Genomic DNA, 16,029 nt, shown 5'->3' with positions numbered 1-16,029 from the left:
ACACTTCCCTATTGAATGATTCAATCCTCTCATATGATACTAAAAATCAAGAATAAAGTGAAACAAATCAAAAAAAGATCAGCCCTTGCAATAGGGCTGATCTCAGATTGTTGACAAAGTGCTAAAATGATCTTTATTTTAGCACTTTGTCTTCTTTTCAGCGTGATAGAAAACCTTTGAAGTCTAGGAAGGCCGAGCACTGGCGCGGAGCGAATTTGACATTCGTGAGCACCGGCGCGCAGACCTGACAACGAATGCGAAGGTTTGTCTACACGCTGAAGATCAGCCCTTGCAATAAGGCTGATCTTTCAATTTCTAAGGCTCTCGCCTGAGATATTTATTTAGCTGACTGGCCTTCTACACTCTTTGCAACCATCAAGAGCTCTTCCTTCGATAGATCACTTGAAGAAATCAAGTAGTCCACTCCGTCAGATGTCCATGAAAGGGATTGATCTGTCAGAACCCCAACTGTCATGCCAAGGTCGACTGGCTCGCCGTTCATTGTCACAGGCGTAGATGCTTCAGCAACTCTCGCTTTTTCCTGAATGAGTGTGAAGGATTTCTTTCCGCCATACGTCATCACATAACGCTTCCCGGCATCTGTCATCATTTCTTTCTCTTCCATCTTTTTCACACCCTCTGGCATGTCAACTGGCGTTTTCACTGCGAAGCTGTCAGATGGGTCTGCACTTGTGGCAACATCCATTTGAGAGAGTGTCATGTTTTTCTTCTCATCAAATGCATCTTTGTAAAAGGATTTATTGAATTCAAAGTGAGAGAATTCCACTTTCACCATTGGCTTTTTGTCGCTATCCAGCACTTTCACACTGGCAGGCGCCATTGTTTTTTTATGAAAGGTAATCTCTTGGGTAGGCAGCATTTGGTTGTGCTGATAATTGGTTTTGGTTTCGAACACATACTTTGAATCCTTCGCTTTGAACTGAGCAGCACTGTCATTTTTAATGTCCTTCACGAGTGACTCAAATAAGTAGACCTGACTGCTATTATTCGGCCAATCACTGTGAAAACGGAAGCTCTTGTTCAATGAAGGTGTCAGCACAAACACACCATTGCCATTTCTTAAAATGACTTGACTCTGATCCTTTTTCGGATTTTCTAAATAGACACGGTAAAGTTCCGGCTTTTTGTACCAAATTTCTACTTGATACTCCTGCGGGTCATTTCCTGTCTCAATGGTCATTTTTGCTTTGGCTTTGTATGATGTCATTTCCTCTGCCTTTTTGTTTAAATCTCCAACGATATCCTTCTGAGATTTTTGACCGCATGCGGAGAGAATCAGTACAAAAAGGATTCCCGTTACAAGCAAAACAAAGCTTTTTCTCACCCTTTTCAACCCCTTCGTTAATTGTGTTAAAAGGAAGAAACCGCTTGTTTGACTTTAACAGTACGCCTCAAGAGTTAACTGCGTACCGCGAACCATCAAAGCCTGTTAGCAACTCGCCCTTCCTTATCGCACTACCCAATATATGAAGGGGGGACAAACAATATGCAGACTAGCTTGACAACCTTTCAATTAAAACTTGTGCCGCAGCATATTCTTTCGTGTGAGTGATGGACACATGAACTTGGTCGTCCTTCGTCTTTTCGCTTTTGATGAAAGGTTTTCCATGTTCGTCTTTCTGGATTTCTATGTCATGAAAGCTTAAATGCCTTCCAATTCCCGTTCCGTATGCTTTGGCGAAAGCTTCCTTTGCTGCAAAACGTCCTGCCAAAAATTCCAGCTGCCTCTTTTCACTAAGTGCGTGAAAGATGTCTTGTTCATTTAACGTTAAAATTCGTTCTGGCAAACGAGGTTGTCTACTAAGCACATGTGCGAGCCGGTTGATCTCTACTATATCAAGACCTATTCCTTTGATCATGAGGTACCTCCTATGATACTCGTACTAATTTGGATGTTCTCTTCATAAACGTGTTACTATAAACTTACCATTATCTAGTCAAAAGGGGTTTGTTATGTTTATTCGAACGGAGAGCTTTCAACAATTTATTAGATCATATCCAATCGTCACAACGATCCTTGCTTTGCAATTTGGTTTATGGCTTCTATTTGCGCTTCCTATCCCTCTTATCCAGCTTGGTCACGACCATCTCGTCGGTTTCAATTATGGTGTAGCTGCTGGAGAATGGTGGCGACTTATCACACCTGTTTTTCTTCACGGAAGTCTGACCCATATTTTGTTCAATTCTATGGCATTGTTCTTATTCGTTCCAGCACTTGAGCATTTGCTTGGGAAGGTTCGATTTCTCATTATCTATCTTGGTGCAGGATTCATTGGCAACCTCGGAACCTATTGGGTGGAGCCTTTAGAGTATGTACATGTCGGCGCATCTGGTGCGATCTTCGGTTTGTTTGGCGTTTATTTATACCTTGTTCTATTTAAACCGCATATGATGGATCGCGGCAATTCTCAGGTGATCTTAACGATTCTTGCCGTCTCTGTCATTATGACGTTCGTCAACTCAAACATCAATATCATGGCTCACTTATTTGGATTGATCGGCGGCATGCTCCTAGCACCTCTTACGCTAGTTTTCCATTCAAAAAAAAGACGCTACTAACCTCATAAAAAATGTCGATCACTCCTATGAACAGGAAGCGGATCGACATTTTTTGTTTAAGAAGATTTATTTTTTTCATACGAATACCAATCCATTACACGTGCTGCATCTTCTTCCTCAAGGTGATGTACACCAAAGGAATCAAGCAACGCAGAGGATTTCACAAAGGTGTGAATACTCGCCACTCGGCCTTTCTTTTGGAAGAATGATTGTGTCATCGTATAGTTTTGCATTCGTTTTCTCAAGACAATTCCAGTGGTTTTGCCAATGCCTCTTGATGTCAGTTGAATCAATGGATCTTTGATCGTATAGCCTGATTGTTTATAAGCTAAATAACCAAAAACCAAAGCAAGAGGAAGCGGAATGAGTGCCAAATACCCCCATGGCGGAAAACGAACAGATAGGATCACGCCGACAAGTAATGGCACAAAACCGAAAGAGATCAGGTAGCGCTTGAGTGAACGCTTTGGTACCTTTTTCAATTCAGATTCTGGCTCCAAATGATAATCATCTGTGAATTGAGAGAGCAGTTCATTGATTTTTTTCTTCCGAATCAGTGGAAATAAGACGGAAGAGGTTTCTTTTTCTGTAATAGAACCTCCTGCACTCACAAGCATCACCGTCGCAAAACCAAAGGGTTCACGAAGAATATTTTCTTTGATTTTCACTGCTTGAATTCTCGCAAGCGGAATGGTCATTTGATGCCTTTCGATGAGCCCTCTTGTGATGATGATGTCTTTCCCTTTTCGTTTTGCGTTAAAATTCGCATATTGAAGGGCTGTTACCCCAACACTAAGAATCCATGCAATCAATACGGCAATAAATATGAGAATCGCATAAATCTCAACACTCGCATGACTTAAAAAAGAAAACTGCTTGATGAATCCGTCCAAAGGAAGAATTTCATCTATTTGTGTGTAAATGGCAAGACACCCAGAAATAATGACGCCGATCCCGCTTGATGTGGTCGCAGCCAAAAGCAGTTCTGGTATCCCCATCCGGTAGGAAACATTGATTTCTTTTTCTACAGGTTGGTGTGCTGCCAGAGGATCATGTGGGGTACCTCCATTTTCATCCACCATTTCTTCTTGCTGCAAGCTTTTCTTCCGGTTGAAAATCGATTGCTTTAATTGTTCCGCTTCTGCTTTTGTAATCGCCGTCAGACTCACTTCCGGACCGTCTGTTCCGCCAGCTGTTTCGATTTGAACACGCACCAAACCAAAAATCCTCTGGAAAATACCTTCACTTGTATTCACCGTTTGAATTCGTTCTAACGAAATATATTTTTTCTTTTTTGTGATGACGCCCGATTCCACGCGAAATTCATCATCTTCCATCCGGTAGGTAAAGCGTCTCCATGCTAAAACGGTTAAAACAGCTTTCCATAAAAGAAGCACACCAAGAATGATAAATGCATAAAAACGAATGCTCGAATTCGAGTTCACAAAAATAAGCACGAAAAAAGGAATAATGAAGTTTTTGATCATGGATACGGCATCTGATATAAAATCAATGAACATCGAGATTGGATGTACACGTTTTGGTTCAGACATCATCTTCCGTCACCCTTGCTAAACGAGATATGTAATCACGAAGCTCATCTGCTTCTTCTAATTCTAGCGCCGGTATATCATGAACTGTGGCAGCAGTCGATATTTGAACAGAAGCCAAACGGTAGCGCCTTAAGAGTGGCCCTTGTGATGTATCGACATGCTGGACACGCACCATCGGTACAATCACACGTGTGACACGAATGAGCCCATGCTGAATTTCGATTTCATTTTCGAATACTTCGTAACGCCAGATGCGATGACGGATTTTCGGTATAAGCCAAATGCCAAAAACAACCTGTAAGACCCATAAACCGGTGAGGATGGCACCAATCCAATACGGCCAATGAAGATAATAACTAGCAACAAATACCCCAATGATGATGAGTAAGAAAATCAATGAGATGATTCCATTTTGAAGGCGCCATACCTTTAAACCATTTAAACTAATTTGACGTTGCGGCTGTTTTCTCACATTCTTCCCCCATTCTCTTACTTTTCTATCAATATATTACGAAAGAAAGCCTAAAAAGTTTCAGGAAACCTGTTAAAAAAAGCGAACCCTGCAAAGGATTCGCTTTTGAATTAGTTGTTATAAGATTTCTTTTGACGGCGATCGCTAGAAGAACGATTGCGGTCATTTGAAGAACGCTTTTTGTCACCGTAAGATGAACGGCTTTTTCCGCGATAGCCGCCTCCGCCGCCACCGTCTCTACGTTTAGAAGAGCTGCGGTTGTTGCGATTGCGTTTTGAAACCATTGGTGCTTCATCTGTCAAACGAACAGGCGTTGCATCCGGCTCTTTTGTCATCATTTTGATGGCAGCCGCAACCACTGTGACAGAATCATGATCTTCGAGTAATTCAGCTGCTGCTGTCATGTAGAAGTTTAAGTTGTTTTCACTGATGATTGTGCGCAGACGATCAACAGTTACTTGTTGTTGTCCTTCGATTGCCTCATCTAGTGTTGGTTCTTTCATACGATCCATTTTACGTTTAGTTGTTTGCTCGATCGCACGAAGCATATCTTTTTCACGTGGTGTGATGAATGTCATCGCCATACCTGTACGTCCAGCACGTCCAGTACGTCCAATACGGTGTACGTAGCTTTCTGGATCTTGTGGTACGTCAAAGTTATACACGTGTGTTACGCCTGAGATATCAAGTCCACGTGCTGCAACGTCTGTTGCGACAAGCACATCGATTGAACCTTCTTTGAATTTACGAAGCGCAACCATACGTTTCGCTTGAGTTAAGTCACCATGAATACCTTCAGCTGTATAACCTCTAAGGTTAAGTGCTTCAGTCAATTCGTCAACGCGACGTTTTGTACGGCCGAAGACAATTGAAAGCTCAGGTGATTGAATGTCAAGAAGGCGAGTCAATGTATCAAACTTTTTACGCTCATGGATATCCAAGTAGAACTGTTGGATGTTAGAGACAGTCATTTCTTTCGCTTTTACTTTTACGTGTTCTGGGTTTGTCATGAAACGTTCTGCAATGCGCTTAATTGGTGCAGGCATTGTCGCAGAGAATAAAAGTGTTTGGTGTTCACTTGGTACATTTGAAAGGATCGATTCAATGTCTTCGATGAAACCCATGTTTAGCATTTCGTCTGCTTCATCAAGCACAACAGTTTCAACATTTTGAAGACGCATTGTACGACGGTTAATGTGATCGAGTAAACGTCCTGGAGTCCCTACGATGATATGAGGATTTTTCTTGAGTGAACGGATTTGGCGACCAATATCTTGTCCACCGTAAATCGGAAGTACGCGCGCACGCTTGTCTTGGCCAATTTTGTATAGCTCTTCAGATACTTGAATCGCTAATTCTCTTGTTGGCGCAATGATAATCGCTTGGATGTTTGGAGACGCTGGGTCAATTTTTTCTACAAGAGGAATACCAAACGCTGCAGTTTTTCCTGTTCCTGTTTGTGCTTGTCCAATGACATCTTTATTCTGAAGACCGAGAGGAATTGTTTCCGCTTGAATCGGTGTTGCTTCTTCAAATCCCATGCGGTTAATAGCTTTCATGAGACTTTCGCTTAATTGAAAATCTTGAAACGTTATAGTCAAATTATTCAAACTCCTTCTAATTGCTGTTTCAGTAATCTCGTGAATGATCATTAAAAACTGCCCTTTTTCGAAAGGACAGGTCCATTATATACAAAGCCCGAATTACCCTACCTTATATCTTACCATTACACTATTTGTTTTTCAACAAGACAGAAATGGATATATCTACTGTTCCACAATGACAGATTCACCATCACTTTGATCGCCATCCATCCATTTCCACTTTTCGAACAGTTGAATTTTTCCGTTATCCAACTGATTAGGTGTAGAATTGCAAGACCCGCTTCTCATGCTGCCGTCTTTGCTGACATGGTGGTACCTAAAATGAAGTGTTCCATCCTCATTTACAGTTCCTACAAGTACACCAGATATAATACTGCCGCCTTGATACGTGCCCGTTAATATATTCCCGTCCTGACGATATTGAAATACGGTGCCAACCGATACTTCTCCATTACTCGAATTAGACTGCGGGACAAAGGTTTTTCCGTCATATTGAAACAACCGAATCAACCACCTTTTCTTTCCTATTGTACCATAGGCTTGTCACTCATTCGACAAAAATGATGCAATTTTTAACAAGTGGGATTCAATTTATATTAGTTTAGCCACATTTTCGCTTTTCTATAGATTAAATTGTTTTTTTCAGAAATTCCTCTACTTTTTCAAACAATTGCTGCGCACATGGCTCATGACAAACATGGTGTTTACAATCGGGTAAATAAAACATTTCTTTCTGACGAGACGGGATTTTATGGTCAATTAATTGTGCACTTGAAGCTGGGACAATCCCATCGCTTTCCCCTTGAACAATTAACACAGGGAGGTGAAGCTTCTCAAGGGAGCTCTTCGTTTGCTTCACCAGCTTCATAAATTCTACAGCGGCTGACAGCGGTGTGCTCGTCAGCTTATGCCGGTATCTATCATACAAAGGATTCGTATCAATTAGCCCAGACAATGATTCCTTCACCATCTGCCTTGTGTCTTGAATCATTTGTTTTGGATTCACATATTTAGCCGCTGCACTTAACAGGACAAGACGAGCGACTGGATACTTGGCTGCAAGATAAGAAGCAATCATTCCTCCCATAGAAAACCCGATCAAAAAAATAGTCTCACATGTTCTGTAAAGAGAAAGAAGTTCTAATTCAGCTGTCGCAATCCATTCTTGATAGAGAATACCTTTTAGCTGAAGCTCATCTCCATGCCCCGGAAGCGTGACAGACTGAACATTCCAATCTGTCTTCTGCTTTAAATATTGCGCTAGCGGTTCCACTTCATAGGGGGCACCAGTGAATCCATGTATACATAGACAGCCAATCATTCTGTCACCTTCTTTGCCGCTCACTTTTTATAGTGCAGTAATGACTTCTTCTAATCTCATGCCGCGTGAAGCTTTGACAAGGACCACATCATCAGGACCTGCTACGTCAGCAAGTTTTTTCTTCAGTTCCTCTTTGTCCATAAATGAGAACACTCGCGTATCACCGAATGATTTCTTTGCTCCTTCAGCGATGAATGCACCTAAACGGCCATACGTCATCACATGATCAATAAATTCAGGCTTGATGTAGCGGCCTAGTTCATAATGATATGTTTCTTCTTCGCTACCCATCTCTAGCATGTCTCCAAGGACAAGAATGCGATTTGCGAAGCCGTCCATATCTCCTACAAGATCAATAGCAGCTTTCATAGAAGTAGGGCTTGCATTATACGCATCATTGATAACAGTAATTCCTTTTTCTGTTTTAAACAGTTCAAGACGCATTCCTGTTAACTTTGTTTGCATGAGTCCTTGGGCGATTTGTCTTTCATTCAGTCCGAAATGCTGACCTATAGCAATGGCAGCAAGGGCATTCTTCACATTATGTTTCCCTAATACAGGAATGAGAAACCCTTGAGCATACCCTTCAACTTGAAATTCAGTTCCTTCTGCAAGCTGGTTAATATGCGTTACCTTAATATCACAGTCATCTGCTTCTCCAAAGGTTTTCACTTGCTGAGAAAGTTGAGTCGCTCTCTCGCGAATCAAAGGTTCATCTCCTAAGTAGTAAAAGGTGCCATCCTCTTTCAACCCTTTTGTAATTTCACATTTTGCATCAGCAATGGCTTCTCTTGATCCTAAATCTTGCATATGAGACTCTCCGATATTGGTGATGACTGCTGCATCAGGCTCAGCTAGGTTTGACAAAAACTCGATTTCGCCTTTTGCGCTCATGCCCATCTCTAATACAGCGATCTCTGTACCTTTTGGCATTGAAAGAATGGTGAGCGGAAGACCGATATGATTATTAAAATTACCGTCTGTTTTATGAACTTGATACGTTGTTTGTAAGACGGAATGAATCATATCTTTCGTCGTGGTTTTCCCGTTACTTCCTGTAATACCGACAACACGAGGGTTTTCTTCTTTTAAATACGATTTTGCCAATTGCTGAAGGGCTGCCAGTGTATCGTCGACAAGAATGACAGGTACGCCTTCTGGTGGATTGGTTTCTTTTTGATTCCAAAGAACAGCTGCCGCTCCAAGCTCCACTGCTTTAGAAGCAAATGTGTGACCATTAAAATGTTCTCCAATTAGGGGGATAAACAATGCACCTTTTGATACTTTTCGTGTATCTGTCGTCACTCCGTGAATTTGCTCTTCGCCAAAAGCTTGATTAGATAGTGTCCCACCAGCCATTTGGGCGATTTGTTTCACTGTACGTTTGATCATGATTTTTTCGCCTCTCTTTCTCATTTCACGTTTGAAGGAAAAGAGACACTACCTAAGGATAGTGTCTGCTCGTTGCTCACATTAAAAAGTCGTTTTAATGGTTTGTTTTTCTTGATGGCGTTCAATTGCAAGTGACACTAGCTTTTCAATGAGCTCTGGGTACTCTACACCAGTGTGCTTCCAAAGCAGCGGGAACATACTAAATGGTGTGAATCCAGGCATTGTATTCACTTCATTGATCAACACTTCGCCTTTTTCTGTAAGGAAGAAGTCTGCACGTACAAGACCAGAACCATCTAGGGATTTAAATGCCTTAATCGCCATATCATGAATCGTCTTATACTCATCCTCTGACACACTTGCAGGAATGATCAAATCTGTATCGCCATCTTCATATTTTGCTTTGTAGTCATAAAAATCTGTTTTAGGTGCAATTTCACCAACGACAGAGCATTTTGGCTCGTCATTTCCTAATACACCAATCTCGATTTCTCTTCCTACGACGCCTTCTTCTACGACCACACGTCGATCATATTGGAAAGCCAAGTCGAATGCCGTTTGCAGCTCTTCTTTGCTGCGACATTTGCTTATTCCAACACTTGATCCCATGTTGGCAGGTTTCACAAAGCATGGATAGCCAAGTACTTGTTCCACCTGTTCTAAGCTGTCTGGTGTGGCTTTCTCATAGTCTTTTTTATTGAAGGAAAGGTGCTTTGCTTGTGCAAGTCCTGCTTGAGCAAAAACATCTTTCATCATGACTTTATCCATACCCGCGGCAGAAGCAAGAACGCCGTTGCCGACATACGGGATATTCAGCAGTTCAAGTAATCCTTGCATCGTTCCATCTTCACCATTTGGCCCGTGCAATAATGGAAAGACAACATCAATCTTCTCATCAGCAGATGTAGGCTGTGGAAACATGCTCTCGTTTAAAGAAGTCGGTAAAAACGTCTTTGCATTCTGTTCAAATTGAAGCATTCTGACGTTTGATACTGGTTCAGTGAGTTTTTCTCCTCTTAGCCATTCGCCCTCTTCTGTAATATAAATTGGATGTATATCGAACTTCTCAGTGTTAAGTGCTTTTGTAACTGCAAGGGCTGTTTGCAGTGATACATTATGTTCGGCTGACTTTCCGCCGTAAATCAATCCTAAACTTATTTTCAATGGATACTCCCCCCACTAAAATTCATCTTTACTATCTTATCACTTTCAAGCAAAAATGCTCTAATTAATTTTTCTTGTTACGGAATTGAAATGATTTGTAAGGTTGTAAGCGCCTCCCGAGCATTTGTATGTCATTCGCCTTTATTTTATATTAAAATGACATTGAAAAGGAGTTGTGACAAATTGAAAAAAATCACAAGTACTGAACAATTCAATGAAATCATTCAATCTGACAAAGAAGTCATCGTTAAATTCTTTGCAACATGGTGTCCTGACTGTACAAGAATGGACATGTTCATTCCAGACATCTTAGAGGCGTATGCTCACCATGAATGGTTTGAAATAAACAAAGATGATTTCCCTGAACTAGCAGAAACGTATCAGGTCATGGGTATTCCAAGCCTGTTAATTTTCAAAAATGGCGAAAAAACAGGTCATTTACACAGTGCAAACGCAAAATCACCTGAAGAAGTGACAGAGTTTCTTCAAGAGCACGTTTCTTAAATCGTAAAACGAAGGACATCAGCAAACATTTGCTGGTGTCTTTTTTTCTCTATTCCTTTCATCAAATCTCTTCATAAGACGATTTGTTCAGTCAAAACGTTTCAATGAGCGAAAGAATGTTTTATATAGATGTTTCTCTTACGACAAGAAATGACAGCAATTATTTCCTGGGAAAGAATGTGCGTCGACTAGTCTTCAAATTTGTCGATTACGTGAATTTTCTGAATATAATCTTTACTTCCAGCTTTGCACTTTGTATAATAGAGATGCTAATTGAAAATGATTATCAATTTCATCTAAGTGGAATTCTATAGACGTCTATTCTTATAAAGGAGCGATGAGTCACATGTCTAAGAAGAAAATCAAAACGTATCAGCAATTGATTGAAGAGAACAAGAAAGCCATCATGCGCGATCCTAAAATGATGGAAAGTATATACGAAACCATCGACAAAAAGCATCAGAAGCAGCTTGCAGCTACTGGACGTGAATCATAAACATAAGGGGTAGCAGTCAAAGCTGGCTGCTCCTCTCTTTTGTCTTTTCCAACAAAAAAAGCCGATAAAATCTATGCTTTGATTTTATCGGCTTTTGTTTTAATGAGATTTCGCTACACGGTCCTGCTTCATTCCTAAATAAATGAGCATATATGTGAGATAACCCATGGTCATTGTTAAACCACCAAAGAAGAACTGAGAAAAGACAGGCTCCTCAAATGTTGTGACAGCAGCAAGAATGATCCAGCTCGCATATAAATAAACCATGAACCATTTCATGTTTCTTTTAAGTGTATACAGAAAGAAAAGACCGGCTAACGAAAAGATTCCCAGCGCTAGTCTGAAATAAATAAGATGATCAAACTGGAAGGCAAAAGACACAAACGAAAACGACAGCAGCAACAAAATAGGTAAAGCCGTAATGAAATTTTTCACGATAGTGCCACCTCCAAGATTCCCTCTTATTATAAGACAAAATCAGCCGGTTATCGTGAAATGCAGACTCGTTTTCACAAAGATGTCACGAATTTTCCTTGTTATTTGACACAATTTTTACACATTTACATCGCGCTTCCAAAAAAGAACCCAAGCCGTTCCAACAAAGAAAACAAAATGCGCCCCTACCATAAATAGAGAAAACAAAGGACTCATGCCATGGAAGGGTGGCGGTCCTTGAAAGCTGTACTGAGTAAAGTCCGTATTAGCAAAAAGTAGGATTTTCCCCCACTGATTTTCTAAAAGAGACATAATAGGCACAAGTGATTTAGCCGCATATAAAACAAAAAACGAGGTCACAAGCGCAACGAGGCTGTTTCTAAACAAGCTGGAACACATAAAAGCGAAGCTTGCCATCATCAACACTTCCACCCACTGAGATCCGATCACAGCAAACGTATGCTGAAATAAGCGTCCCGAACTTTCATCAAAAGCAGTACCAAAGAAAATAAGGCCAAATAGGAAAGCAATTACATAATAAAAAACAAACAAATAGATGACCTTCAGCACAAGTGTGATGTATTTTGACAGGTAAATTTGCAGCCTAGTTTTGGGCCGTATCAATAAAAACTTGATCGTTCTTTTTTGAAATTCTGTTGAGATCAAGGTCGCGCCAATGACAACTGCAAGCACCTGTAAAATAAATACGACGTTTGTGGAATAAGCAAAATAATTGGCAACAGTGTCTTGTCCACCAAAACTAGAAATGACTCGTTTCAATGCTAGAGCCATCGCCAATTGAAACACAACGATCAGTCCAAGTGCGATGAACGTAATCTTTTTCTTCATCATTTTTTTATGCTCATTCTTGATGAGTTGAAGCATCTGCCGTCCCGCCTTCCGTCCATTTCATAAATGCCTCTTCAATTGATGGCTTTTGAGGTGTCATTTCAAGTACATCAAACCCAGCCAGTACAAGCTGTTTGTTCAGCTCAGGCACTTGCTCTTTGTTCAATTGAAGTAAAACATGCGATCCATTTCGTTCATATGTATAGTCATGTGTCTCGAGCCACGTCACTGCCTTTTCCACTGGCTGAATATTCATGAGCATCTGTTCTTTCCCCTCTATGTCACGAAGCATGGTACTAGCTTTGATCTCTCCTTTTTGAATGATGATCATGCGGTCACATAGCTCTTCTACCTCATGCAATAAATGTGTAGCAAATAAGACGGACGTTCCTTCTTCTCGCACTAGTGTTTGCAAGTGCTCCCTGAACTCCTTCATACCGGCAGGATCAAGTCCATTTGTCGGTTCATCTAAAATGAGCAGATTTGGCTGATGTAATATGGCTTGCGCAATCCCAAGCCTTTGTTTCATCCCCAGTGAATAGGTCTTCACCTTCTGATGAATGGCGTGCTCCAGACGAACTCTTTTGACCACTTCATGCATTCGTTCCTCCGTCACTCCATTGTGCATCGCCGCATACAGTTCAAGGTTTTCAAAGCCTGTTAAATAAGAATAAAATTCGGGATTTTCTATGATTGCACCAACAGATGACATCGCATGTCGAAAATCTTCATCCTGTGAATACCCATTGATCATGATTCGCCCGTTGTTTTTCTTCATCAAGCCAACGATCAAACGAATCAAGGTTGTTTTTCCAGAGCCATTTGGCCCTAGTAAGCCGACGATTTCTCCCTTCCCTATTTCTATGGATATATCTTGTAAGATTATTTTCCGGCCAATTCGTTTATCGACTTTCTCTACCTTTAAAACAGCAGACTCCAAAGTGGTTCCTCCTTCTGATGTAAAACCTTTGGCGGCAAAGAAGGCCGCTCATTCTGTTAAAAGTATATCACGCAAGACAAGGAACTCCATGAAAAAAAGGGCTGATTGAGTCAGCCCTGTCAGCCCTTCTTTTACATTACATGGATAGATTCGGTGATGCTGCGTCTTTCTCATGTTTTTTCTCAGTTTCGGTCACAATCACCGCGCATGCGGCGTCACCTGTAATATTGACAACGGTTCTTGCCATATCTAATAAGCGGTCAATACCAAGGATGAGCGCAATGCCTTCAACCGGAAGCCCAACCGAATTCAATACCATTGCGAGCATGATCAAGCCTACGCCTGGTACACCGGCTGTCCCAATACTGGCTAATACGGCGGTTAATACAACTGTGAGCATTTGCATCAGCGTTAATTCCACACCAAACACTTGTGCAATAAAGATGGTTGCCACCCCTTGCATAATGGCTGTTCCATCCATATTGATCGTAGCGCCTAAAGGCTGCACGAAACTGGATATCGGCTCAGGTACTTTCAATTTCTTTTGAGCGGTTTCCATAGATACAGGGAGAACCGCACTACTGCTAGACGTACTAAAGGCTACGACCATCGCAGGCGAAAAGTCTTTAAAGAATGTAAATGGATTTCGTTTTGCAAATAAAGCCAAAGTTGAGCCATATGTGAGAAAGAAATGCACCAATAGTGCTACTAATACGACTGTAAAATACAGCCCCATGGCTTTAATAGCTTCAAGGCCTTGGCTCCCGATAGCCGTCACAATTAAGCCAAATGTCCCGTACGGAGCAAATTTCATGACCACTCCTACAAGGTACATCATGAGTTCATTGCCTTGTTCTAATATGTTGAGTAATCCTTCTGTTTTTTTGCCTAGCACTGCAATTCCTAGTCCTAAGAATACACAGAAGACAATGATTTGCAGCATATTTCCTTCAACTAAAGATTGAACTGGATTTGATGGAATGATGTTTAATAAAGTGTCTGTCGTAGATGGTGCTTCTTGAGGTTCGTATTCTGCCCCTTTAGTATCGAATGAACCAATGGAACCCGGTTTGATTAATAATGCTAATGACATCGCAATGATAATAGCGAAGGTTGTGGTCAGTAGAAAGTATAAGATGCTTTTTGCTCCAATTCGGCCTAGTTTTTTTGGATCTCCGAGGCCTGCTACACCAAGTGTAATGGAAAAGAAGACGATTGGCACAACCAGCATTTTAATTAGATTTAAGAAGATTTGACCTAGAGGTGTGAATAGATAAGGGTCTAACATTTTGAATACATTTGGAGCGAAAATGTTAAGCAGAAGTCCCGTGATTGCACCCACAATAAGGGCAATAATAATTTTTGTCGCCAGCTTCAATAAAATCTCCCCTTCCTCGTCAAAAAGACCCACGAGAGAGTTTTCTCGTGGGTCTGCGTGTCTTTACATATACCACCGTTTACTCTCTTCACGCCGATGAGGTTAGCTGACGGGTTAGGACGAAGAGATGTCCTTTTTTCTCAACAGAGAAAAATTCACCCCAAAAACATGGGTCCCCCATTCCTTTAGAAGGATTAAGCGTGTGGTTATTATGATATTTTCATACTATTTATACCTTATTTTTAGAAAATTGTAAACAGGTTCAAGTGAACTTTTTAACTACTTTCCTCCTTGTTGGTGACCTCCAAAATATCTAGAATAAACACAAAGATTGGTATACCAATAATGAGTCCCCAAATCCCGATGTAGTGTTCAGAGAAGATCAGCACAATAAATGTGAAGAAAATAGGGAGTTCTGTTTTTGCTGACATGAGCTTCGGGTTTAAGAAATAGGCTTCAATGGCATGGATGATGACGATCACAAGCACGATATACAGGACATACATGCCGCCCCCAAGCGTATACGCAATGATGCTGAGGGGAATAAGTGAGATAACCACACCTGCGACTGGGATTAAGCCTAGCAAAAAGACCATGACCGCTAATCCAAATAATTGAGGGAATCCCATAATACCTAGCGCAATGGTTGTTAAAACACAGTTAACAGTTGCAATAATAAACTGTGCTTCGAGTACCTTTCCGAACGTTCTGGAAAATTTACGTCCAAAGAAGGCGATTTCGTGATAGAACACAGAGATTTTACTCGTTTTGAACTTGTTCATGAATTGAATGAGGCGTTCTTTTTCGAACAGGAAGAACATGCTTAATATTAAGGACATAATGACTTGGATACTGAACGTACTGAAATCTGTTAAGTATGTATAGAGGAAATTAAACCCTTTCTCAAAGTAAGCTGATATTTTAAAATCTCCGAATACGTTGGTGATGACATCAAAGAAGGGTAAATTTTGTGGATGGTCTGCAATTTTCTTTCCTAAATGAAATAGTTGCTCCACCTGTTTGGCGATGATTGGCACAAACACGAATCCGCCAAACGTCAATCCACCAGCCAAAAGAATATACAAAATGGTAATAACCGATTTCTGCCCTATTTTCAGGAAGCGACTTAAAAAGCCTCTAATGACCTCTTCTAACCGATTCATCAAAAAGGTGAATATGAAGGTCAAGAGAATTAAATTCATCATTCCTCTTAATAGATATAAGGCTGTGGCTAATACTACAAATACAGAAAACCGCTTAACACCGGGTTTTTCGAACAATTTTAAAAATGCTGCCATTACGTTACACACCTGCCAGGACTAAAGTCTATTTTTCATTGGA

Annotated in this window: 17 protein-coding genes and 1 riboswitch; of the genes, 3 read left to right on the top strand and 14 right to left on the bottom strand. The window is 40.9% G+C overall.

Annotation, left to right across the window (positions count from 1 at the left end):
* Window positions 1–337: 337 nt before the first annotated feature.
* Together GPS65_RS06210 and acpS are read right to left on the bottom strand one after the other, a co-directional pair.
* Complete coding sequence (locus tag GPS65_RS06210) at window positions 338–1,354, bottom strand: LolA family protein (RefSeq protein WP_161985372.1); 1,017 nt, start codon at window positions 1,352–1,354, stop codon at window positions 338–340.
* 160 nt (window positions 1,355–1,514) lie between these two features.
* A complete protein-coding gene (gene acpS / locus GPS65_RS06205) occupies window positions 1,515–1,880 on the bottom strand; it encodes a holo-ACP synthase (RefSeq protein ID WP_012008992.1) in 366 nt (121 codons plus the stop codon).
* Between the two features lie 94 nt (window positions 1,881–1,974).
* Here acpS and GPS65_RS06200 point away from each other — a divergent pair, with 94 nt between their 5' ends.
* A complete protein-coding gene (locus GPS65_RS06200) occupies window positions 1,975–2,580 on the top strand; it encodes a rhomboid family intramembrane serine protease (RefSeq protein WP_161985370.1) in 606 nt (201 codons plus the stop codon).
* A gap of 56 nt (window positions 2,581–2,636) precedes the next feature.
* On the opposite strand, the gene GPS65_RS06195 is transcribed toward GPS65_RS06200, so the two are convergent.
* The 7 genes from GPS65_RS06195 to GPS65_RS06165 form a co-directional block, all read right to left on the bottom strand.
* A complete protein-coding gene (locus GPS65_RS06195) occupies window positions 2,637–4,136 on the bottom strand; it encodes a PH domain-containing protein (RefSeq protein ID WP_012008990.1) in 1,500 nt (499 codons plus the stop codon).
* Complete coding sequence (locus tag GPS65_RS06190; RefSeq protein ID WP_012008989.1) at window positions 4,126–4,605, bottom strand: PH domain-containing protein; 480 nt, start codon at window positions 4,603–4,605, stop codon at window positions 4,126–4,128. The genes GPS65_RS06195 and GPS65_RS06190 overlap by 11 nt, the downstream gene beginning before the upstream one ends.
* 110 nt (window positions 4,606–4,715) lie before the next feature.
* Window positions 4,716–6,206: a degradosome RNA helicase CshA gene (cshA, locus tag GPS65_RS06185; protein ID WP_041815194.1), complete on the bottom strand. Its 1,491-nt coding sequence runs from the start codon at window positions 6,204–6,206 to the stop codon at window positions 4,716–4,718.
* A gap of 165 nt (window positions 6,207–6,371) precedes the next feature.
* Window positions 6,372–6,710, bottom strand: coding sequence for an avidin-fold protein (locus GPS65_RS06180; protein WP_012008987.1), 339 nt, complete (start codon window positions 6,708–6,710; stop codon window positions 6,372–6,374).
* Between the two features lie 127 nt (window positions 6,711–6,837).
* Window positions 6,838–7,530, bottom strand: coding sequence for an alpha/beta hydrolase (locus tag GPS65_RS06175; RefSeq protein WP_012008986.1), 693 nt, complete (start codon window positions 7,528–7,530; stop codon window positions 6,838–6,840).
* Window positions 7,531–7,557: 27 nt separating this feature from the next.
* Window positions 7,558–8,922 carry a UDP-N-acetylmuramoyl-tripeptide--D-alanyl-D-alanine ligase gene (locus tag GPS65_RS06170; RefSeq protein WP_012008985.1) on the bottom strand — a complete coding sequence of 455 codons (1,365 nt, stop codon included), beginning with the start codon at window positions 8,920–8,922 and terminating at the stop codon, window positions 7,558–7,560.
* Window positions 8,923–9,003: 81 nt separating this feature from the next.
* On the bottom strand, window positions 9,004–10,086 hold the full coding sequence (locus tag GPS65_RS06165; protein ID WP_012008984.1) for a D-alanine--D-alanine ligase: 1,083 nt from the start codon (window positions 10,084–10,086) through the stop codon (window positions 9,004–9,006).
* Window positions 10,087–10,269: 183 nt separating this feature from the next.
* On the opposite strand from GPS65_RS06165, the gene GPS65_RS06160 reads away from it, so the two are divergent.
* Window positions 10,270–10,590, top strand: coding sequence for a thioredoxin family protein (locus GPS65_RS06160; RefSeq protein ID WP_012008983.1), 321 nt, complete (start codon window positions 10,270–10,272; stop codon window positions 10,588–10,590).
* A gap of 346 nt (window positions 10,591–10,936) precedes the next feature.
* Complete coding sequence (gene fbpB, locus GPS65_RS06155; protein WP_012008982.1) at window positions 10,937–11,086, top strand: Fur-regulated basic protein FbpB; 150 nt, start codon at window positions 10,937–10,939, stop codon at window positions 11,084–11,086.
* A 99-nt stretch (window positions 11,087–11,185) separates the two neighbouring features.
* Here fbpB and GPS65_RS06150 read toward each other — a convergent pair whose 3' ends face one another.
* The 5 genes from GPS65_RS06150 to GPS65_RS06130 form a co-directional block, all read right to left on the bottom strand.
* The gene (locus GPS65_RS06150) at window positions 11,186–11,521 is read right to left on the bottom strand and encodes a hypothetical protein (RefSeq protein ID WP_003214381.1); all 336 of its coding nucleotides are present in this window, start codon (window positions 11,519–11,521) and stop codon (window positions 11,186–11,188) included.
* 117 nt (window positions 11,522–11,638) lie between these two features.
* Window positions 11,639–12,406, bottom strand: coding sequence for an ABC transporter permease (locus tag GPS65_RS06145; protein WP_012008981.1), 768 nt, complete (start codon window positions 12,404–12,406; stop codon window positions 11,639–11,641).
* On the bottom strand, window positions 12,384–13,310 hold the full coding sequence (locus tag GPS65_RS06140; protein ID WP_012008980.1) for an ABC transporter ATP-binding protein: 927 nt from the start codon (window positions 13,308–13,310) through the stop codon (window positions 12,384–12,386). Before GPS65_RS06140 ends, GPS65_RS06145 begins: the two co-directional genes overlap by 23 nt.
* A gap of 136 nt (window positions 13,311–13,446) precedes the next feature.
* Window positions 13,447–14,688 (bottom strand): dicarboxylate/amino acid:cation symporter, encoded by a 1,242-nt coding sequence (locus GPS65_RS06135; protein WP_162900841.1) that lies wholly within the window; start codon window positions 14,686–14,688, stop codon window positions 13,447–13,449.
* Window positions 14,689–14,765: 77 nt separating this feature from the next.
* Window positions 14,766–14,899: riboswitch (cyclic di-AMP (ydaO/yuaA leader) on the bottom strand.
* Between the two features lie 64 nt (window positions 14,900–14,963).
* Window positions 14,964–15,986: an AI-2E family transporter gene (locus GPS65_RS06130; protein ID WP_012008978.1), complete on the bottom strand. Its 1,023-nt coding sequence runs from the start codon at window positions 15,984–15,986 to the stop codon at window positions 14,964–14,966.
* Window positions 15,987–16,029: the final 43 nt, after the last annotated feature.

Origin of the sequence: Bacillus pumilus, assembly GCF_009937765.1 — a bacterium.
Classification (GTDB): Bacteria; Bacillota; Bacilli; order Bacillales; family Bacillaceae; genus Bacillus; species Bacillus pumilus_O.
The sequence above is the reverse complement of the archived record's forward strand: the minus strand, read 5'-3'. Positions and strand labels throughout refer to the sequence as shown.

Bases quoted from the DNA above. Each gene is read 5' to 3' on its own strand.
- acpS (WP_012008992.1), bottom strand. From the start codon at position 1,880: ATGATCAAAGGAATAGGTCTTGATATAGTAGAGATCAACCGGCTCGCA.
- GPS65_RS06200 (WP_161985370.1), top strand. From the start codon at position 1,975: ATGTTTATTCGAACGGAGAGCTTTCAACAATTTATTAGATCATATCCA.
- GPS65_RS06195 (WP_012008990.1), bottom strand. From the start codon at position 4,136: ATGATGTCTGAACCAAAACGTGTACATCCAATCTCGATGTTCATTGAT.
- GPS65_RS06175 (WP_012008986.1), bottom strand. From the start codon at position 7,530: ATGATTGGCTGTCTATGTATACATGGATTCACTGGTGCCCCCTATGAA.
- GPS65_RS06170 (WP_012008985.1), bottom strand. From the start codon at position 8,922: ATGATCAAACGTACAGTGAAACAAATCGCCCAAATGGCTGGTGGGACA.
- fbpB (WP_012008982.1), top strand. From the start codon at position 10,937: ATGTCTAAGAAGAAAATCAAAACGTATCAGCAATTGATTGAAGAGAAC.
- GPS65_RS06145 (WP_012008981.1), bottom strand. From the start codon at position 12,406: ATGCTTCAACTCATCAAGAATGAGCATAAAAAAATGATGAAGAAAAAG.
- GPS65_RS06130 (WP_012008978.1), bottom strand. From the start codon at position 15,986: ATGGCAGCATTTTTAAAATTGTTCGAAAAACCCGGTGTTAAGCGGTTT.